The sequence below is a fragment of the Actinomadura chokoriensis genome (genome assembly GCF_039529475.1).
GTDB classification, from domain to species: Bacteria; Actinomycetota; Actinomycetes; order Streptosporangiales; family Streptosporangiaceae; genus Spirillospora; species Spirillospora bangladeshensis.
Genome location: NZ_BAAAMW010000038.1, coordinates 17,981 through 35,297, shown reverse-complemented (window position 1 = coordinate 35,297; position 17,317 = coordinate 17,981). Strand labels below are relative to the sequence as shown.

Annotated in this window: 21 protein-coding genes; 9 read left to right on the top strand and 12 right to left on the bottom strand. The window is 75.3% G+C overall.

Annotated elements, in window-relative coordinates:
- Positions 1-12: 12 nt before the first annotated feature.
- Positions 13-480, top strand: a complete 468-nt coding sequence (locus tag ABFX46_RS40685; protein WP_346049529.1) for a hypothetical protein — start codon at positions 13-15, stop codon at positions 478-480.
- 7 nt (positions 481-487) lie between these two features.
- Here ABFX46_RS40685 and ABFX46_RS40680 read toward each other — a convergent pair whose 3' ends face one another.
- Positions 488-1,126 (bottom strand): phosphorylase family protein, encoded by a 639-nt coding sequence (locus ABFX46_RS40680; protein ID WP_346049527.1) that lies wholly within the window; start codon positions 1,124-1,126, stop codon positions 488-490.
- A 125-nt stretch (positions 1,127-1,251) separates the two neighbouring features.
- On the opposite strand from ABFX46_RS40680, the gene ABFX46_RS40675 reads away from it, so the two are divergent.
- Together ABFX46_RS40675 and ABFX46_RS40670 are read left to right on the top strand one after the other, a co-directional pair.
- Positions 1,252-1,590: a hypothetical protein gene (locus ABFX46_RS40675; RefSeq protein ID WP_346049525.1), complete on the top strand. Its 339-nt coding sequence runs from the start codon at positions 1,252-1,254 to the stop codon at positions 1,588-1,590.
- Between the two features lie 18 nt (positions 1,591-1,608).
- Entirely contained in the window at positions 1,609-2,787 is a 1,179-nt protein-coding gene (locus tag ABFX46_RS40670) for a winged helix DNA-binding domain-containing protein (protein ID WP_346049523.1), read from the top strand.
- Positions 2,788-2,811: 24 nt separating this feature from the next.
- Here ABFX46_RS40670 and ABFX46_RS40665 read toward each other — a convergent pair whose 3' ends face one another.
- On the bottom strand, positions 2,812-3,396 hold the full coding sequence (locus tag ABFX46_RS40665) for a hypothetical protein (RefSeq protein ID WP_346049521.1): 585 nt from the start codon (positions 3,394-3,396) through the stop codon (positions 2,812-2,814).
- 148 nt (positions 3,397-3,544) lie between these two features.
- Between ABFX46_RS40665 and ABFX46_RS40660 the strand changes: the two genes are divergently transcribed.
- The 3 genes from ABFX46_RS40660 (at position 3,545) to ABFX46_RS40650 (ending at position 7,472) form a co-directional block, all read left to right on the top strand.
- The gene (locus ABFX46_RS40660; RefSeq protein WP_346049519.1) at positions 3,545-4,678 is read left to right on the top strand and encodes an acyl-CoA dehydrogenase family protein; all 1,134 of its coding nucleotides are present in this window, start codon (positions 3,545-3,547) and stop codon (positions 4,676-4,678) included.
- The gene (locus tag ABFX46_RS40655; RefSeq protein WP_346049517.1) at positions 4,678-5,622 is read left to right on the top strand and encodes an acyl-CoA dehydrogenase family protein; all 945 of its coding nucleotides are present in this window, start codon (positions 4,678-4,680) and stop codon (positions 5,620-5,622) included. Before ABFX46_RS40660 ends, ABFX46_RS40655 begins: the two co-directional genes overlap by 1 nt.
- Positions 5,623-5,684: 62 nt before the next feature.
- Positions 5,685-7,472: a CocE/NonD family hydrolase gene (locus ABFX46_RS40650; protein WP_346049515.1), complete on the top strand. Its 1,788-nt coding sequence runs from the start codon at positions 5,685-5,687 to the stop codon at positions 7,470-7,472.
- Here the strand turns inward: ABFX46_RS40650 and ABFX46_RS40645 are convergent.
- The 9 genes from ABFX46_RS40645 to ABFX46_RS40605 all read right to left on the bottom strand — a co-directional run bounded on the left by ABFX46_RS40645 (position 7,469) and on the right by ABFX46_RS40605 (position 14,523).
- Positions 7,469-8,314, bottom strand: a complete 846-nt coding sequence (locus ABFX46_RS40645; RefSeq protein ID WP_346049513.1) for an ATP-grasp domain-containing protein — start codon at positions 8,312-8,314, stop codon at positions 7,469-7,471. The two genes, ABFX46_RS40650 and ABFX46_RS40645, sit on opposite strands and share 4 nt — an antisense overlap.
- 17 nt (positions 8,315-8,331) lie before the next feature.
- The gene (gene hisF / locus ABFX46_RS40640) at positions 8,332-9,093 is read right to left on the bottom strand and encodes an imidazole glycerol phosphate synthase subunit HisF (protein ID WP_346049511.1); all 762 of its coding nucleotides are present in this window, start codon (positions 9,091-9,093) and stop codon (positions 8,332-8,334) included.
- Positions 9,090-9,809, bottom strand: a complete 720-nt coding sequence (priA, locus tag ABFX46_RS40635) for a bifunctional 1-(5-phosphoribosyl)-5-((5-phosphoribosylamino)methylideneamino)imidazole-4-carboxamide isomerase/phosphoribosylanthranilate isomerase PriA (protein ID WP_346049509.1) — start codon at positions 9,807-9,809, stop codon at positions 9,090-9,092. Before priA ends, hisF begins: the two co-directional genes overlap by 4 nt.
- Before the next feature lie 46 nt (positions 9,810-9,855).
- Positions 9,856-10,491: an imidazole glycerol phosphate synthase subunit HisH gene (gene hisH / locus ABFX46_RS40630; protein ID WP_346049507.1), complete on the bottom strand. Its 636-nt coding sequence runs from the start codon at positions 10,489-10,491 to the stop codon at positions 9,856-9,858.
- Positions 10,488-10,658: a hypothetical protein gene (locus ABFX46_RS40625; protein ID WP_346049505.1), complete on the bottom strand. Its 171-nt coding sequence runs from the start codon at positions 10,656-10,658 to the stop codon at positions 10,488-10,490. The genes hisH and ABFX46_RS40625 overlap by 4 nt, the downstream gene beginning before the upstream one ends.
- Positions 10,659-10,660: 2 nt before the next feature.
- Positions 10,661-11,254 carry an imidazoleglycerol-phosphate dehydratase HisB gene (hisB, locus tag ABFX46_RS40620; protein ID WP_346049503.1) on the bottom strand — a complete coding sequence of 198 codons (594 nt, stop codon included), beginning with the start codon at positions 11,252-11,254 and terminating at the stop codon, positions 10,661-10,663.
- Positions 11,251-12,339 (bottom strand): histidinol-phosphate transaminase, encoded by a 1,089-nt coding sequence (locus ABFX46_RS40615; protein ID WP_346049501.1) that lies wholly within the window; start codon positions 12,337-12,339, stop codon positions 11,251-11,253. Before ABFX46_RS40615 ends, hisB begins: the two co-directional genes overlap by 4 nt.
- Positions 12,336-13,643, bottom strand: a complete 1,308-nt coding sequence (hisD, locus tag ABFX46_RS40610) for a histidinol dehydrogenase (protein WP_346049499.1) — start codon at positions 13,641-13,643, stop codon at positions 12,336-12,338. The genes ABFX46_RS40615 and hisD overlap by 4 nt, the downstream gene beginning before the upstream one ends.
- Before the next feature lie 67 nt (positions 13,644-13,710).
- Complete coding sequence (locus ABFX46_RS40605) at positions 13,711-14,523, bottom strand: PhzF family phenazine biosynthesis protein (RefSeq protein ID WP_346049497.1); 813 nt, start codon at positions 14,521-14,523, stop codon at positions 13,711-13,713.
- Between the two features lie 176 nt (positions 14,524-14,699).
- On the opposite strand from ABFX46_RS40605, the gene ABFX46_RS40600 reads away from it, so the two are divergent.
- Positions 14,700-15,371 (top strand): LON peptidase substrate-binding domain-containing protein, encoded by a 672-nt coding sequence (locus tag ABFX46_RS40600; RefSeq protein ID WP_428831371.1) that lies wholly within the window; start codon positions 14,700-14,702, stop codon positions 15,369-15,371.
- 63 nt (positions 15,372-15,434) lie between these two features.
- On the top strand, positions 15,435-15,950 hold the full coding sequence (ybaK, locus tag ABFX46_RS40595; protein WP_346049495.1) for a Cys-tRNA(Pro) deacylase: 516 nt from the start codon (positions 15,435-15,437) through the stop codon (positions 15,948-15,950).
- On the opposite strand, the gene ABFX46_RS40590 is transcribed toward ybaK, so the two are convergent.
- The gene (locus ABFX46_RS40590; RefSeq protein WP_346049493.1) at positions 15,834-16,451 is read right to left on the bottom strand and encodes a hypothetical protein; all 618 of its coding nucleotides are present in this window, start codon (positions 16,449-16,451) and stop codon (positions 15,834-15,836) included. The genes ybaK and ABFX46_RS40590 overlap by 117 nt on opposite strands.
- A 128-nt stretch (positions 16,452-16,579) precedes the next feature.
- Here ABFX46_RS40590 and ABFX46_RS40585 point away from each other — a divergent pair, with 128 nt between their 5' ends.
- A complete protein-coding gene (locus ABFX46_RS40585; RefSeq protein WP_163057170.1) occupies positions 16,580-17,284 on the top strand; it encodes a DUF6882 domain-containing protein in 705 nt (234 codons plus the stop codon).
- Positions 17,285-17,317: the final 33 nt, after the last annotated feature.

The window sequence follows — 17,317 nt, the reverse complement described above, 5'->3', positions numbered from 1 at the left end:
AGAGGAACGGCGATGGGTTCCCGACACCCCCTCGACCTCGTCAGGCTGCCGCTGCTGTGCGCCGCGGCGCTGGCGCTGCCGCTCGCGGCCGGCTGCTCCGCGAGCTCGGACGCCTCGTCCGGCGGGAAGGCGGCCGAGCCGGCGAGCCTGCAGGAGCTGGCCCAGCAGACCGGTTGCACGGTGACCGGCCGGCGCAAGGTCAAGGATCTGGAGCAGGGGAACTGCAAGAACGCGCGCGGGCAGTACGTGCTGCTCAGCTTCACCACCGACCAGGGCATGAACGCCTGGCTGGACGAGGCCAAGCCGTGGGGCGGCTGGTACCTGGTCGGGGCCCGCTGGGTGGCGGTCAGCCAGAAGCCGACGCTGGAGGACCTCCGCGGTGACCTCGGCGGGAAGATCGTGCAGGGCGACCACCACGGCGGCGGGCCCAGCGGGACCGAGCACAGCGGCACCGGGCACAGCGGCACCGGGCACAGCTGAGCCGGGCTCAGCCGCCCGCGGGCCCCTCCCCGCCGCGCACCAGCAGGACGCTCCAGCGCTCCAGGGCCGGGCCGATGCGGGCCAGGACGCGCCGCGCGGCCAGCCCGCGCCCGATCGTCCCCGGGCTCAGCAGCGGGTGCCCGGGGCCGTCCACGACGACCCGGACGGCGGCGACCGGCAGCCCGCCGCTCCGCGCGGCGACGACCGCCGACTCCATGTCGGCGACGCGGGCGCCCTGCGCGGCCAGCACGGCCCGCTGCCCGCCGCGGACGACGCGGTCGGTGGTGACCAGCGCGCCGGTCTGCGCGCTCAGGCCGTCCCGGATCAGCTCCCCGGCGAGCAGCCGCGGCGCCGCGCACGGCACCGCCGCGCCGCCCGGGCCGCGGATCTCGTCGGCGACGAGGACGTCGCCCGGCCGCAGCCGCCCGTCCAGCGCGCCGCCGAAGCCGACGGTGACGAGGGCGGCGCACGCGACCGGCAGCCGGGCGGCGCGCCGGGCCCGGTAGCCGACGACCACGACCGGGGTGCGGGCGAGCCCGCGCCGGACCGCGCGGGCCTCGATCCGCAGCGCGGCGCACACGACCGGGCCGACCACCTGCGGCTCCACGGTCCCGTCCCCGCTCACGGGTGCGCTCTCGGTGCTCACGCGTCCAGCGAAGCACGGGGGCGCCCGGCAGTTCCAGCCGCGTCACCGTGCGGTACCACATTCGCCCCGGACGGATCCGCCTCGCGGAGGGGGGCGGCGGCCGGGCCTGCCCGTAGACTCGCCGCATGACCTCCTTTCCCCTCCGGCGGAAGCTGGCCGTACTCCCCTTCGCGCTGCTGCCGCTCGGCGCGCTCGCCGCGTGCTCCGGTGAGAACAGCGAGACCTCCTGCGGCGTCAACGCCTGCACGGTGACCTTCGACCGCGGCGTGGACGCGAGCGCGTCCGTCCTCGGGGTGAAGGCCGAGCTGGTGAGCGTGCAGGGCGAGACGGTGACGCTGAAGGTCGCCGGGCAGACGGTGACCGTGCCGGTGGGCGACGGCCAGCAGGAGGCCGAGGGGTTCAACGTCTCGGTCCAGTCGGTCACCAAGGACAGCGTGGTCGTGAGGATCTCCAACGCGGGCTGATCCGTCTAGGATTCGTACATGCGTTCGATGACTCCGGCGGAGCGGCGGGCCCGGCTCGCGCTCCGCCACCGGCTCGCCCCGCAGGCCAGGACCGACGACGTCCTCGAGATCGCCCGGTCCATGGTGGTGCTGCACGCCACCGACCCGGCGACGGTGTACCTGTCGGTCGCGGCGCGCAGCGTCGAGGCCGGCCCCGGCGCGGTCGAGCGGGCCCTGTACGACGACCGCACGCTGCTGCGGATGCTCGCGATGCGCCGGACGATGTTCGTCGCGCCGACCGAGCTGGTCCCGGTGCTGCAGGCGTCCACGGCCGACGGGCTGGCCGCCAGGCAGCGCGCGACCTACTCCCGGCTGATCGAGCGCGGCAGCGACATCGCCGACGTCCCGGCCTGGTTCGCCGAGGCCGCGGAGGCCGCGCACGCGGCGCTGCTGGCGCGCGGGGAGGCGACGGGCGCGCAGCTCAGCGCCGACGTCCCGGTGCTGCGGACGCAGGTCGACCCGGCGCCCGGCAAGTCCTACTCGCGGCCCACGGGCGTCACCACCTGGGTCCTGGTGACACTCGGCTGCGAGGGCCGCATCGTGCGGGGGCGGCCGAACGGGTCGTGGGTCAGCAGCCAGTACAGGTGGGCGCCGGTCGAGGCGTGGCTGCCCGGCGGCATCGCCGAGGTCCCCGCCGCCGAGGCCCGCGCCAACCTCGTCCGCCGCTGGCTGCGCGCGTTCGGCCCCGCCCCCGTCGCGGACCTGAAGTGGTGGACGGGCTGGAACGCCGGTGACGTCAAGAAGGCCCTGGCGCTGCTCGACGTCACCGAGGTCGATCTCGGCGGCGGCGCGACCGGGATCGTCCTGTCCGACGACCTGGAACCCGCCGCCGGGCCGGAGCCGTGGGCGGCGCTGCTGCCCGCGCTCGACCCGACGCCGATGGGCTGGCAGGAGCGCGGCTGGTTCCTCGGCGGCCACGGCCCGGCGCTGTTCGACCGGAGCGGCAACATCGGGCCGTCGGTCTGGTGGGACGGCCGCGTCGTCGGCGGCTGGGCGCAGCGCGCGGACGGGGAGATCGCCGTCCGCGTCCTGGAGGACGTCGGCGCGGACGCCGAGGCGGCGATCGAGCGGGAGGCGGCGCGCATGTCCGCCTGGTACGGCGGCGTCCGGGCCACCCCGCGCTTCCGCACCCCGCTGGAGCGCGAGCTCACGTCCTGACCGCGCGGGGGCGGGCCGCCCTGCTCACCGGCGGGCGGCGCTCCGCCGGACGAGGACGACCACGAAGCTGATGACGGCGAGCCCGCCGAGCCCGAGGGCCGTGAACAGGGCGAGCCCCAGGTAGGCGTGCGCGGTGTCGTCCGGCGTCACCATGACCGGGCCGTCCGTGCCGCGGCAGGTGAGGACGGCGTCCCCGGTGACGGGCGCCGTGAACGTGGCCGTGTACCGGTAGCCGGTGCGGTCGGACGCGCTCCAGGAGTTCTTCCGGGTGAGCCTGATCGGCCCGAACCGCTGCCCCGCCCGCACCGAGCACGCGTAGGGCGTGGTGCCGCCCGTGCGGACGTACACGAAGTAGTCGTGCCCCTCCGAGAGGCGGACCGGCACCCCCGCGGCCGGGTCGCCGGACGACGGCGGCCCGTTCGCGACCTCGGAGTCCTCCCAGAGGAACCCGACCAGGGTGAAGAAGCCCGCGACGGCCACGGCGACCAGGGCGACGGGCAGCGCGTACCAGCCCGCGCCGGGGCCCCGGCGCGGCGGCGGCCAGGAGGGCGCCGCCCGGCCCGGATCCACCGGCGGCGGCCCCATCGGCACGTTCGACCCCGGCCACATGTCGTGTACTCCCCCTGGGTGCGGGCTGTCGGAACCAGCAACGATCCCAGACAACGCGCCCGGCCGCCAAGAAGAACCCCAGGTAAGGGCCCGCTGACAGCGCGCGGGGGCCCGTCGGTAGCCTCGCCCTGAGATCGAGGAGGCGCACGTGGCCAGACCGTCCGACCTGGAGCCGGGGACGTTCCCCCCGCAGGCCGCCGAGCTGCGGCGGCGGGTCCGGGAGTTCCTCGCCGAGACGCCGTTCACCGCCCGCTGCGACAGCTGGCTGACCGGCGCCGATCCCGCGTTCAGCCGGCGGCTCGGCGAGCGCGGCTGGCTCGGCATGACGCTGCCCGAGCGGTACGGCGGGCACGGCCGCTCCCCGCTGGAGCGGTTCGCGGTGGTCGAGGAGCTGCTCGCCGCCGGGGCGCCGGTGGGCGCGCACTGGATCGCCGACCGGCAGACCGGGCCGAGCATCCTCGCCCACGGCACCGAGGAGCAGAAGGCGCGGTTCCTGCCGGCGATCGCGCGCGGCGAGTGCTTCTTCGCGATCGGGATGAGCGAGCCCGACTCCGGGTCGGACCTCGCGTCCGTCCGCACCCGCGCCGAGCGGGACGGGGACGGCTGGCGGCTGCACGGCACCAAGGTCTGGACGAGCGGCGCCCACATCGCGCACGCGATCCTCGTGCTGGCGCGCAGCGCCCCCCGGTCGGACGACCGGCACGCCGGGCTGAGCCAGTTCATCGTCCCGCTGCCGGACGAGCGGGTCGCGATCCGGCCGATCCTCGGGCTGTCCGGCGAGCACCACTTCAACGAGGTCGCGTTCGACGGCGCGTTCGTCCCGGACGCGATGGTGCTCGGCCGGATCGGGGACGGCTGGCGGCAGGTGACCGCCGAGCTCGCCTACGAGCGCAGCGGCCCGGAGCGGCTGCTCAGCACGTTCATGCTCGTCCGGCTGCTGCACGGCCGCGCGGACGGCCCGGCGGCGCGGCGCGCCCTCGGCCGGCTGACCGCGCGGCTGTGGTCGCTGCGGCAGGCGTCGCTGGCCGTCGCCGGAGCGCTGGACGCCGGGCTGACCCCGGAGATCCCCGCGGCCCTGGTCAAGGACCTCGGGACCCGGTTCGAGCGGGAGGTCATCGAGGTCGTGCGGGAGCACGCGGGCGTGGAGCCCGACCCGGCCTCCCCCGACCCGCTGGCCCGCGCGCTCGCCGAGTCGGTCGTGCAGGCGCCCGGGTTCACGCTGCGGGGCGGCACCAACGAGATCCTGCGCGGCATCGTCGCGCGCGGCCTGGGAGTGCGCTGATGGAACTGCTGGAAGAGACCGCGCACGAGATCCTGTCCGGGGACGACCCGTGGGCGGCGCTGCTGGAGTCCGGCCTGGCGCTGGTAGGGGTGCCGGAGGAGGCGGGCGGCAGCGGCGGGACCCTGGCCGACGCCGCCGCCGTGCTCCGCGCGGCCGGGCACCGCGCCGCCGCCGTCCCGCTCGCCGAGACCGGCTGGCTCGCCGGGCGGCTGCTCGCCGAGGCCGGGCTGCCGGTCCCGCGCGGGGCGCTGACGGCGGCGTCGGGCGACGTCGAGGCGGACGGGCGGACGCTGAGCGGGACGCTGCGGCGGGTCCCCTGGGCCCGCTCCGCCGGCCGGCTGGTCGTCCTGGCGGGCGGGTTCGTCGCGGTCGTCGACCCGGCGGCGGCGCGGATCACCGAGGGCGCGAACGTCGCGGGCGAGCCCCGCGACGACGTCGAGCTGGCGGGCGTCCGGGCCGAGGCCGTGGCGCCGTGCGCGGTGGACGCGGCGGAGCTGCGGCGGCGCGGCGCCCTGGCGCGGGCCGTGCAGCTCACCGGGGCGATGGGCCGGGCGCTCGACCTGTCCGTCCGGTACGCGGGCGAGCGGGAGCAGTTCGGGCGGCCGCTCGGGCGGTTCCAGGCCGTCCAGCAGATGCTCGCCGGACTCGCCGGGGAGGCCACGGTCGCGGACGTCGCGGTCCGCGCGGCCGTCCGCGCCCCGGACGACCCGGTCGCGGTGGCCGCCGCCAAGGCGAACGCCTCGCGGGCGGCGGGCGCGGTCGCGGCGATCGCGCACCAGGTCCACGGGGCGCTCGGCGCCACGGGGGAGCACGTCCTCCGGACGGTCACGACGCGGCTGTGGTCCTGGCGGGACGAGTACGGAAATGAGACGGAATGGGCGGACGACCTGGGCGCCTCGGCCGCCGCCGCGCCCGACCCGTGGGCGTTCATCACCGGCCCCTGACGGTTGCGGTCTCCGTCCGCGGTTACCTTACTAGGTAGTAGCCGACCGCGGACGGAGGCAGCATGGCGCTCTGGGACCGACTGCCCGCCCCACCGATCAGGCTGCCGCACCCGCGGGCGCTGTCCCGCTACACGGTCGAGCGCGACCTGCCGGCGACCATGCCGGACGGCGTGACGCTGCTCGCCGACCGGTACGTCCCGGCCGGGGTGGAGCGGCCGCCCACGATCCTCGTGCGGACCCCGTACGGGCGGCGCGGGCCCGCCGCGCTCGCCAACGGGCTGCTGTTCGTCCCGTTCGGGTTCCAGCTGGTCGTGCAGAGCACGCGCGGGACGTCCGGGTCCGGCGGCGAGTTCGACCCGCTCGGCCACGAGCGCGAGGACGGCCTCGCCACCGTCGCCTGGATGAAGCGGCAGCCCTGGTTCCACGGCACGTTCGGCACCTTCGGCCCGAGCTACCTCGGCTACGCGGCCTGGGCGATCGCCGCCGAGGCCGGGCCGGCGCTGAAGGCGATGTCGCTGCAGATCACCGCGTCCTCGTTCCGCGACGCCGCCTACGTCGGCGGGTCGTTCGCGCTGGAGTCCGCGCTCACCTGGACCGACCTGACGCACCGGCAGCAGCGCCCGCTCGGAATGATCACCGCGCCGCTCACCGCCCGGCGCCGCGCCCTGCGCGCCGCCCGCTCCGGCCGCCCCCTCGCCGAGCTGGACGTGCTGGCGGGCGGCGAGCCGATGCGCTTCTACCAGGACCTGCTCGCCAACCACGGGCCCGCCAACCACGGGCCCGCCGCCGACGGGCCTTCCGGCGGCGGGCTCTCCGGCGGCGGGCCCGCCCTCGACGGCGGCGCCGCCCCGAACGGGTACTGGGACCGCCGCGACTTCAGCGGCACCGTCGGGCAGGTCGCCGCGCCCGTCACCCTCCTCGGCGGCTGGTACGACGTGTTCCTGCCGTGGGAGATCAAGGACTACCTCGCGCTGCGCGCCGCCGGGCACACCCCGTACCTGACGATCGGCCCCTGGTGGCACACCGACGCCCGGCACGGGCTGCCGGGGATCCGCGAGTCGCTCGCCTGGTTCCGCGCCCACCTGCAGGGCGACCCGTCCGGGCTGCGCCGCGACCCCGTCCGGCTCTACGTCACCGGCGCCGGCGAGTGGCGGCACTACCGCGACTGGCCCCCGCCGGGCACCCGGCAGGCGCGCTGGCACCTGCACGGCGGCCCGGGGCGCGGGCACGGCCTCGGCGAGGACGGCCCGCAGGACCACCCGCCGAGCACCTACACCTTCGACCCGGCCCGACCGACGCCCGCGCTCGGCGGCCCCACCCTGCTCGGCAGCTCGCGCCCCGTCGACAACCGCCCGCTGGAGCGGCGCCCGGACGTCCTGGCGTTCACCTCCCCCGCCCTCGCCGACGACCTGGACGTGATCGGCCCGGTCGGCGCCGACCTGTTCGTCCGCTCCGACCGCGAGCACACCGACTTCATCGTCCGGCTCTGCGACGTCGCCCCGGACGGGACGTCCCGCAACGTCTGCGAGGGCGGCCTGCGCCTGCCCGCGGCCGCCGAGAAGCCCGTGGGGACGGCCGGCGTCCGCCGCATCGCCGTGGACCTGTGGCCGACCGGGCACCGCTTCGCGCGCGGCCACCGCATCCGCGTGCACGTCACCAGCGGCGCCCACCCCAAGGTCGCCGCCAACCCCGGCACCGGCGAACCCCTGGCGACCACCGAGACCCGGATGGTGAAGGCCCGGCAGGAGGTCTTCCACGACCCGGACCACCCGTCCGCGATCATCCTGCCGATCGCCGAGCGCTCCCCCGAGGCCGCGATGCCCGCCGCCTCCGGCGAGGACGCCGTCTAGAGGCGGGCGGCGATCGCCTTCGCGAACCTGTCCGCGCTGCCCGCACCGTGGTGCAGGTAGAGGTTGGGCTCGGTGAGCTCAAGCTCGATGATCATCGGGGTGCCATCCGGGCCGGGGATCAGGTCGACGCGGGCGTAGAGGAGGTCCGCGCCGCCCGGCACGGCGGCGAGGGCGCGGTTCGCGACGTCCAGTTCCGCCTCCGTCGCCGTGGCGGCGGTGACCTGGCCGCGCGTGGCGTCGTCGCGGACGGAGCCCTGCACGCCCGCGCCGGCGGTGAGGATCTGCGCCTTGCGGCCGGCGTGGCTGTACTCGCCGTCGCAGAACACCAGCGCCGTCTCGCCGGCGGTGTCGACCGCCGCCAGGTAGGGCTGGACCATGGCCGTCCGGCCCGCGTCGCGCAGGGAGCGCAGGTGGGCGCGGGCCTGCTCCTCTTCGCCGGGGCCCCAGCGGGCCGTGTCGCCGGAGCCGATGGAGACCGCCGGCTTGATGACGTACTCCGGCCAGTCGGACGGGATGTCCTCCGGGTCCCAGAGGGTCGGGACGACCGGCAGCCCGGCGTCGGCGAGGTCGCGGAGGTAGCGCTTGTCGGTGTTCCAGCGGATGATCTCCGCCGGGTTGAGGACGTGCGGCAGGCCCTCGGCCCACGCCACGTACGCGTCGCGGCGGGACGTGTAGTCCCACGTGGACCGGATGACGACGAGGTCGTACCGGGACCAGTCGGCACCGCCGTCCCAGATGACCGGCTCGGCCTCCACACCGAGCGAGGCGAGAGCGCCGGTCAGGTCCCGGACGTCGTCGCTGCCGCCGGGCAGCCAGGAGCAGGTCGCGAACGCGATGGTCATAGCGGGGGGCTTCCTTTTCAGCGGACGGGGTTGCCCGCCTCGCGCAGGGCCGACTTGACCTCGGGGATCGTCAGCTCCCCGAAGTGGAACACGCTGGCGGCGAGGACGGCGTCCGCGCCCGCCGCGACGGCGGGCGCGAAGTGCTCGACCGCGCCGGCGCCGCCGCTGGCGATCACCGGCACCGACACGGCGTCCCGGACGCGGCGGAGCATCTCCAGGTCGAAGCCGGCCTTGGTGCCGTCGGCGTCCATCGAGTTCAGAAGGATCTCCCCGACGCCGAGCTCCTCGCCGCGCCTGGCCCACTCGACCGCGTCGATGCCGGTGCCCTTGCGGCCGCCGTGCGTGGTGACCTCGAACCCGGACTCGGTGCCGCCGACCCGGCGGGCGTCCACCGACAGCACGATGCACTGCGACCCGAAGCGGTGCGCCGCCTCCCGCAGGAACTCCGGCCGCGCGATCGCGGCCGTGTTGATCGACACCTTGTCGGCGCCCGCGCGCAGCAGCCGGTCGACGTCCTCGACGGTGCGGACGCCGCCGCCGACCGTCAGGGGGATGAACACCTGCTCGGCGGTGCGGCGCACCACCTCGTAGGTCGTGGACCGGTCGGCGCTGGACGCGGTGATGTCCAGGAACGTCAGCTCGTCGGCGCCCTCGGCGTCGTAGCGGCGGGCCAGCTCGACGGGGTCGCCGGCGTCCCGCAGGTTCTGGAAGTTGACGCCCTTGACCACGCGCCCGGCGTCGACGTCCAGGCACGGGATCACCCGCACGGCGACGGTCACTTCACGGCCTCCAGGGCTTCCTCCAGGGTGAACGCCCGCGCGTAGAGGGCCTTGCCGACGATCGCGCCCTCGACGCCGTCGGAGACCAGCCCGGCCAGCGCCCGCAGGTCGTCGAGCGACGACACGCCGCCGGACGCGATGACGGGCTTGTCGGTGCGGGAGCAGACCTCGCGGAGCAGCTCGGTGTTGGGGCCGCGCAGCGTGCCGTCCTTGGTGACGTCGGTGACCACGTAGCGGGGGCAGCCGTCGTCCTCCAGCCGGGCGAGGACCTCCCAGAGGTCGCCGCCCTCGCGCGTCCAGCCGCGGGCGGCGAGGGTCGTGCCCCGCACGTCCAGGCCCACCGCGATCTTGTCGCCGTGCGAGGCGATGATCTTGCGGCACCAGTCGGGGTTCTCCAGCGCCGCGGTGCCGATGTTGACGCGGGCGCAGCCGGTGGACAGGGCCGCCTCCAGCGACGCGTCGTCGCGGATGCCGCCGGACAGCTCCACCTTCACGTCCAGCCGCCCGGTCACCTCGGCGAGCAGCTCCCGGTTGGAGCCGCGCCCGAACGCCGCGTCGAGGTCGACGAGATGGATCCACTCCGCCCCCGCCTTCTGCCAGGCGAGCGCCGCGTCGAGGGGGGCGCCGTAGGAGGTCTCGGTACCGGCCTCGCCCTGCACCAGGCGGACCGCCCGGCCGTCGGCGACGTCGACCGCGGGAAGGAGCGTCAAAGTCATGCGGAAACCCTATCGATACTGATGGGACGGCTGATCGAGCGTGTTCTCAGGCCACCGTGGCGAGCCAGTTGCGGAGCAGCTGGGCGCCGGCGTCGCCGGACTTCTCGGGATGGAACTGGGTGGCGCACAGGGGGCCGTTCTCCACGGCGGCGACGAAGCGGTCGCCGTGCTCGGCCCAGGTGACCAGCGGCGCCGGGAGGGTGCCGCTCGGGTCGGGCTCCAGGTCCCAGCCGCGGGCGGCGTAGGAGTGGACGAAGTAGAACCGCGCGTCCGCCAGCCCGTCGAACAGGACCGAGCCCTTGGGGGCGTCGACGGTGTTCCAGCCCATGTGCGGGACGACCGGCGCGTTCAGCCGGTCGACCGTGCCCGGCCACTCGTCGCAGCCCTCGGTGGTGGTGCCGTGCTCGATCCCCTTGGTGAACAGGATCTGCATTCCGACGCAGATGCCGAGGACGGGGCGCCCGCCCGCGAGGCGGCGGCCGATGATCTGGTCGCCGCGGACCGCGCGCAGGCCCGCCATGCAGGCGGCGAACGCGCCGACGCCGGGGACGACCAGGCCGTCGGCGTCCAGCGCGGCGTCCCAGTCGGCGGTGACGGTCACCTCGGCTCCGGCGCGGGCCACGGCGCGCTCGGCGGAGCGCAGGTTGCCCGAGCCGTAGTCGAGGATGACGATCCGGGTCACAGCCACATCACGCCCCCGGCGAACGTCAGCGCGGCGAGGACGAGCAGGATCATCGCGCCGATCTTGATGCCCTGCTTGATGAAGCTGTACACCCCGGCCAGCAGGAACACCGCGACCGCGAAGATCGCCATGGTGGCGTAGGTGAAGTGCAGGTCGCCGATCTCCACGGCTACAGGGCCCCCTTGGTGGACGGGATGCCGTGCACCTTCGGGTCGAGCGCCACGGCGTCGCGCAGCGCGCGGGCGAGGGCCTTGAACTGGGCCTCGACGATGTGGTGGGCGTTGCGCCCGTACGGGACGTGGACGTGCAGCGCCACCCGCGCGTTCGACACGAACGACTCGAAGATGTGCCGGGTCATCGTGGTGTCGTACTCGGGGCCGATCATCGGGGCCATGCCGTCCGGCTCGACGTGCACCAGGTAGGGGCGGCCGGAGACGTCCACGGTGACCTGCGCGAGCGCCTCGTCCAGCGGGATGGACGCGTCGGCGAAGCGGCGGATGCCCGCCTTGTCGCCGAGCGCCTCCCGGAACGCCTGGCCCAGCGCGATCGAGGTGTCCTCGATCGTGTGGTGGCTGTCGATGTGCAGGTCGCCGGTCGTCTTGACGGTCAGGTCGAACGACCCGTGCTTGCCGAGCTGGGCCAGCATGTGGTCGAAGAACCCCACGCCGGTCGCGACGTCGACCTGCCCGGTCCCGTCGAGGTCGATCTCGACCAGGACCCGGGTCTCCTTGGTCCCGCGCTCGATCCGTCCCTTGCGCGTCACAGACTCTCCTTCAGTGCGGTGCGGAAGGCGGCCATCTCTTCCGGGGTGCCGACGCTGACCCGCAGCCACTCGGGCGGTCCCACCTCCCGGATCAGCACGCCGCGTCCGAGCAGGCTCTCCCAGACCATACGACGGTCCGGGAACGTCCCGAACAGGACGAAGTTGGCGTCGGAGTCGGCGACCCGGAGACCCTCGGCGCGCAGCCACGCGACGAGGGCGTCGCGCTCGCGGCGGAGGGCCTCGACGCCGCCGAGCAGGTCCCCGCCGTGGGCGAGGGCGGTGCGGGCGACGGCCTGGGTGACGGCCGACAGGTGGTAGGGCAGCCGGACGAGCAGCAGCGCCTCGATCACGGCGGGGTCGGCGGCGAGGTAGCCGAGCCGGGTCCCGGCCATCGCGAACGCCTTGGACATCGTCCGGGTGACGATCAGCCGCGGGTTCCCGTCCAGCAGCGTGAGCGCGGACGGCGTCTCGGCGCGGCGGAACTCCGCGTACGCCTCGTCGACGACGACCATGCCCGGCGCGACCTCCAGGACCGCCTCGATCGCCGCCAGCGGCAGGGCGGTGCCGGTCGGGTTGTTCGGCGAGGTGAGGAACACGACGTCGGGGCGGTGCTCCTCGACGGCGGCGACGGCGCGCTCGGGTTCGAGGCCGAAGTCCTCGTCGCGGAACGCGTTCACCCAGCGGGTGCCCGACACGGCGGTGATGATCGGGTGCATCGAGTAGGACGGCTCGAAGCCGAGCGCGGTGCGGCCCGCCCCGCCGAACGCCTGCAGGATCTGCTGGATGATCTCGTTGGACCCGTTCGCCGCCCACACCCGGTCGCGGGTGAGGCCGGCGCCGGGCGTGTCGGTGTTCAGGAACGCGGCGAGGTCCTCGCGCAGCGCGACGGCGTCGCGGTCGGGGTAGCGGTTGAGCGTCCCGGCGACGTCCATGACGGCCTCGCCGAGGGCCTTCACCAGCCGCTCCGGCGGCGGGTAGGGGTTCTCGTTGGTGTTCAGCGCGTACGGGACGTCCAGCTGCGGCGCGCCGTAGGGCTCCCTGCCGCGCAGGTCGTCCCGCAGCGGCAGGTCGTTCAGCGAGGTCACGAGGGGATCCCCCAGTCGAAGCGGGCCTTGAGGGCGGCGCCGTGCGCAGGCAGGTCCTCGGCCTCGGCGAGCGCGACCACGCGCCCGGTCGCCTCGGCGAGCGCGTCGCGGTCGTACTCGACGACGTGCACGCCGCGCAGGAACGACTGCACCGACAGCCCGGACGAGTGGCAGGCGCACCCGCCGGTCGGCAGGACGTGGTTGGACCCGGCGAGGTAGTCGCCGAGCGACACCGGCGCGTGCGGCCCGACGAAGACCGCGCCGGCGTTGCGGACGCGGGCGGCGACCGCCGCGGCGTCGGCGGTCTGGATCTCCAGGTGCTCGGCGGCGTAGGCGTCGACGACCTTCAGGCCGTCCTCGACGCCGTCCACGAGGACGATGCCGGACTGCCGCCCGGCGAGCGCCTCGGTGATCCGCTCGGTGTGCCTGGTCCGGGCGACCTGCGCCTTCAACTCGGCCTCGACCTCGTCGGCGAGCCGCACCGAGTCGGTGACGAGGACGGCGGCGGCGAGCGTGTCGTGCTCGGCCTGGCTGATCAGGTCGGCGGCGACGTCCACCGGGCTCGCGGTGTCGTCGGCGAGGATCGCGATCTCGGTCGGGCCGGCCTCGGCGTCGATGCCGATCACGCCCTTGAGCAGCCGCTTCGCGGCGGCGACGTACACGTTGCCGGGCCCGGTGACCAGGTCGGCGCGGGGGCACTCGTCGGTGCCGTAGGCGAACATGGCGATGGCCTGGGCGCCGCCCGCGGCGTAGACCTCGTCCACCCCGAGGAGCGCGCACGCGGCCAGGATCGCGGGGTGCGGCAGCCCGCCGAACTCCTTCTGCGCGGGCGAGGTCACCGCGAGCGACCCGACGCCCGCCTCCTGTGCGGGGACGACGTTCATGACCACGCTGGACGGGTACACGGCGCGGCCGCCCGGCACGTACAGGCCGACCCGCCCGACCGGGATCCACCGCTCGGTGACGGTGCCGCCGGGCACGACCTGGGTGGTGACGTCGGTGCGGCGCTGGGCGCGGTGCACGGCGCGGGCGCGGCGGATGCTCTCCTCCAGCGCGTCCCGGACGGCCGGGTCGAGGCCGGCGAGGGCCTCGTGGACGGTCGCGACCGGGACCCGCGTGCTCTCCAGCGCGACCCCGTCGAACGCCCTGGTGTACTCCCGCACCGCCGCCGAGCCGCGATGGCGCACGTCCTCGCAGATGGGCCGCACCTTGTCCAGGGCGGCCTCGACGTCGAAGTCGGCGCGGGGCAGCACGGAGCGCAGGTCGCCGGGAAGCGAGCCGCGCAGGTCGATACGGGAAATCACCCGTCCAGTCTACGGAGTGCGCCCGGCCCCTCGCGCACCGTCTCACGTCCCGAGACGGTGCGCGCCGTCACGCGCCGAAGGCCCCGTCGAGGACCGTGACGGCCGTCCCCGCCAGGGTCACGCGGTCGCCGCGCAGCGAGCAGCGGACGTGCCCGCCGCGCGCGGACGCCTGGTAGCCCGTCAGCGTGTCGCGGCCGGACCGGGCCGCCCAGTAGGGGGCGAGGGCCGTGTGCGCGGACCCGGTGACCGGGTCCTCGGCGTCGCCCGGCAGGACGCGCGGGGCGAAGAACCGCGACACGAAGTCGTAGGGCCGCCCGGGGTCGGCCGCCGCCGTGACGATCACTCCGCGCGCGTCGATCGCGGCGAGCGCCCGGATGTCGGGCGCGGCCTTCCGCACGGCCTCCTCGTCCGCGACCTCCACCAGCAGGTCGTTCTGGACGTTGCGGCCGGTGCGGAGCACCTCGGTGCCGAGCGCGGCGGCGAGCCCGCCGGGGACCTCGGCCGGCTCGGCCGCGCAGACGGGGAAGTCCATCGACAGCGACCCGTCGCCCTCCCGCGTGACGGTGAGGACGCCGCTCCTGAGCGTCCGGAACCGGATCGGACGGTCCGGCGGGACGGTCCCGGTCGTGTAGAGGGCGTGCGCCGAGCCGAGCGTGGCGTGGCCGCAGAGGGCGACCTCCATCACGGGCGTGAACCAGCGCAGCTCGAAGTCCGCACCGGGGTCCTGAACGGGACGTACGAACGCCGTCTCCGAGTGCTTCATCTCGGCGGCGACGCGCTGCATCCAGTCCGGGTCGGCGGCGTCCTGGAGCAGGCACACCCCGGCCGGGTTGCCGGTGAACGGGCGGTCGGCGAAGGCGTCCACGACGAGCATCCTCATGGCACCGACGCTAGCGCCCGGCCCCGCCGCGGCGACACGGCCAATCCCCGGGAAGTGGCCCTCGGGCGGGGCGCCGCGGCTTCACAATCTGAAAAAACATCCCTTACCAAGATCATCAATATCGACGTACGCTGGCGGGCGAGGGCGTCCGCCCGGCGGCGCCCAGGAACGCTGGAGTGAGAAGTGTGACCGAGCGGCTCCCCCTGTTCCCCCTGGGCACCGTGCTGTTCCCAGGGCTGGTGCTCCCCCTCCACCTGTTCGAGGACCGGTACCGCCGGCTGATCGGCGACCTGCTGGAGCGGCCCGAGCCCCGCGGCTTCGGCGTCGTCGGCATCCAGCTCGGCCACGAGGTCGGCGAGGGCGCCGCGCACCGGCTCGCCGAGGTCGGCTGCGTCGCGGAGCTGCGGGAGGCGACGCCGCACCCGGACGGCCGCTACGACATCGTGACGGTCGGCGCCCGCCGGTTCCGGGTCAAGGAGCTGGACCGGTCCCGCCCCTACCTGCAGGGCGAGGTCGAGTTCCTGCCCGAGGAGGCCGGGGCCGGCGCCGGGCCGATCGCGGCGCGGGTCCGGCGGCTGTACCGGCTGTACCGGCACCGGCTCGGCGCCGCGGGCGCCGGCGCCCTCGCGGACGCCGACCCGCCGGACGACCCGGTGGCGCTGTCCTACGCGATCGCGGCGTCGCTCGTCCTGGACGGGCACGACAAGCAGCGCCTGCTGGAGTGCGAGGACGCAGCGCTGCGGCTGGCCGCCGAGCGGGACCTGCTGGCCAGGGAGAACCGCATCCTGAACGTCCTGCCGGCGATTCCGGCCGGGCAGTTCCTGGACGGGTCGTTCACACCGAACTGAGCACGCGGGGCAGCGCCCGGAATCGAGTGCGCACGCGCGCGCCGATCACGGCAGACTGCCCCCATGAGCACAGCGGGCACCAAGGGCGGGAAAGCGGGCAAGGGCGGCAGGGGCACCCCGGCGACCGTCGCCGCGGCGAACGCCGGGGTCGCGTTCACGCTGCACGCCTACGAGGCCGACCCGAACGCCGAGTCCTACGGAGAGGCCGCCGCCGACGCCCTCGGCATCCCTTATGGGCAGATCTTCAAGACCCTCCTGGCCGAGGTCGACAGCCGGCTCACGGTCGGGATCGTCCCCGTGTCGTCCAGCCTGGACCTGAAGGCGCTCGCGGCGGCGGCCGGCGGGAAGAAGGCGCGGATGGCCGATCCGAAGGACGCCGAGCGCGCCACCGGGTACGTGGTCGGCGGGATCAGCCCGCTCGGGCAGCGGCGGCGGCTGCCGACCGTGATCGACGCGTCGGTGTCAGCGCTCGCGACCGTCTACGTCTCCGCCGGTCGGCGCGGACTCCAGATCGAGCTCGCCCCCGCCGACCTCGTCCGCCTCACCGGCGCGAGCACCGCCGCGATCGCCCGGGGGTAGCCGCCGCACGGCGACCTCCAGCAGCCCGTAGGCCGCCACGGCGGCCACCGGCCAGAACACCAGCACCCCCGTGGCCCGCAGGTCGGCGACGCCGGTGACGGTGTCGCCGTCGCGGGCGGACCGGACCGCGTCCCGGTAGTCGCCGAGGCCGATCAGGTGCCCGGTCTTCCAGGCCAGCACGGCCGCGGCGCATCCCCCGGCGGCCAGCCCGAGCAGCAGCGCGACGTCGTTGCCCCGCCCGCCGGCCAGGTAGGCGGCGGCGCCGCACGCGATCCCCGCGACCAGGCCGATCAGGGCGAACCGCGCGTCGACGCCGATCGGGCCCTGCCCTTCCGGATTCGCCAGCAGCGCCTCACCCCGGAGGACCACATACGTCACCTCGGGCGCGATGCCGGCCCACAGCAGGCCCGCCGGCGGGCCGAGCACGGCCACCGCGGCGGCGGTCGCGGCCCACGTCACCCAGAGCCTCGTCGCGAAGAGCCTCCCGGTGAGTCGCCGCACCTCGTACGCTCCTAGGTGTAAGTGCTCTGACAGCGGAAGCCTAGCCTGCCCGGTTCGGCCGATCGACTCTCGAAGGGTGTCCGATTCCCGCCCACGACCGCCCCGATTCCTGGGATAATGTGCCCGACATGTCCGGATTCAGTCCTGCGTTCGAACGCCTCGGCGCCGCGCGCGCGGCCGTCGTCCTGCAGCAGCAGGAGACGCTCGCCGAGTTCCTGCCGCGCGAGGACTGGAGCGCCGACCTGACCGCCCGCACCTACACCAGCGGCGGCGTCACGGTCCGCGTGTCGCTGCTCGGCAGCTACGCGGCCCGCGAGCGCACCTGGCTGTGGGGATGGGCGAACCCGCAGTTCGGCGACGCGCACCCCGCGGTCGCCCCGACGCTCGGCATCGCGGCGATCGGCGAGCGGCTCGGCATCCCCGAGTTCACCACCCCCGAGGTCGACCTGTCCTGGTACGAGGGCCCCGCCGGGCACGGCGGCGAGCTGATCGCGATGGCCGCGGGCGGCGTCCTCGGCGGCGCCGGCTACATCGGCGCCGGGTACGACGGCGGCTCGGCCTACCTGCACGTCGACGACCCGCAGGTGCCGGCCGCCCGCTGGGACCCGGTCCCGCTGCCGCGGCTGCTGGCGAACGCGGCGAGCCTCTTCCCGCACGAGCCGCGCCTGACGCTCGCCGGGTTCCTGTCGCACCACCGCGTCCCCTACCGGCAGACCGACGCGCAGACCGACGTCATGCTCCCCGGCGGCGGCACCGCCCACGCCGTCTTCGACGGCCTCGGCCGCTTCGTCGACTGGAAGGCGGAGCTGACCCCCGCCGTCCTCGGCGGCTGACCCGAGGCGCCAGGAGAGCGCCGACAGTACTGA

Coding starts and splice junctions, on each gene's coding strand:
- ABFX46_RS40655 (WP_346049517.1), top strand. CDS start 4,678: ATGGAACTGCTGGAAGAGACCGCGCACGAGATCCTGTCCGGGGACGAC.
- ABFX46_RS40670 (WP_346049523.1), top strand. CDS start 1,609: ATGCGTTCGATGACTCCGGCGGAGCGGCGGGCCCGGCTCGCGCTCCGC.
- ABFX46_RS40665 (WP_346049521.1), bottom strand. CDS start 3,396: ATGTGGCCGGGGTCGAACGTGCCGATGGGGCCGCCGCCGGTGGATCCG.
- ABFX46_RS40585 (WP_163057170.1), top strand. CDS start 16,580: ATGTCCGGATTCAGTCCTGCGTTCGAACGCCTCGGCGCCGCGCGCGCG.
- ABFX46_RS40645 (WP_346049513.1), bottom strand. CDS start 8,314: ATGACCATCGCGTTCGCGACCTGCTCCTGGCTGCCCGGCGGCAGCGAC.
- priA (WP_346049509.1), bottom strand. CDS start 9,809: ATGACTTTGACGCTCCTTCCCGCGGTCGACGTCGCCGACGGCCGGGCG.
- ABFX46_RS40685 (WP_346049529.1), top strand. CDS start 13: ATGGGTTCCCGACACCCCCTCGACCTCGTCAGGCTGCCGCTGCTGTGC.
- ybaK (WP_346049495.1), top strand. CDS start 15,435: ATGAGCACAGCGGGCACCAAGGGCGGGAAAGCGGGCAAGGGCGGCAGG.
- ABFX46_RS40650 (WP_346049515.1), top strand. CDS start 5,685: ATGGCGCTCTGGGACCGACTGCCCGCCCCACCGATCAGGCTGCCGCAC.
- ABFX46_RS40675 (WP_346049525.1), top strand. CDS start 1,252: ATGACCTCCTTTCCCCTCCGGCGGAAGCTGGCCGTACTCCCCTTCGCG.
- ABFX46_RS40605 (WP_346049497.1), bottom strand. CDS start 14,523: ATGAGGATGCTCGTCGTGGACGCCTTCGCCGACCGCCCGTTCACCGGC.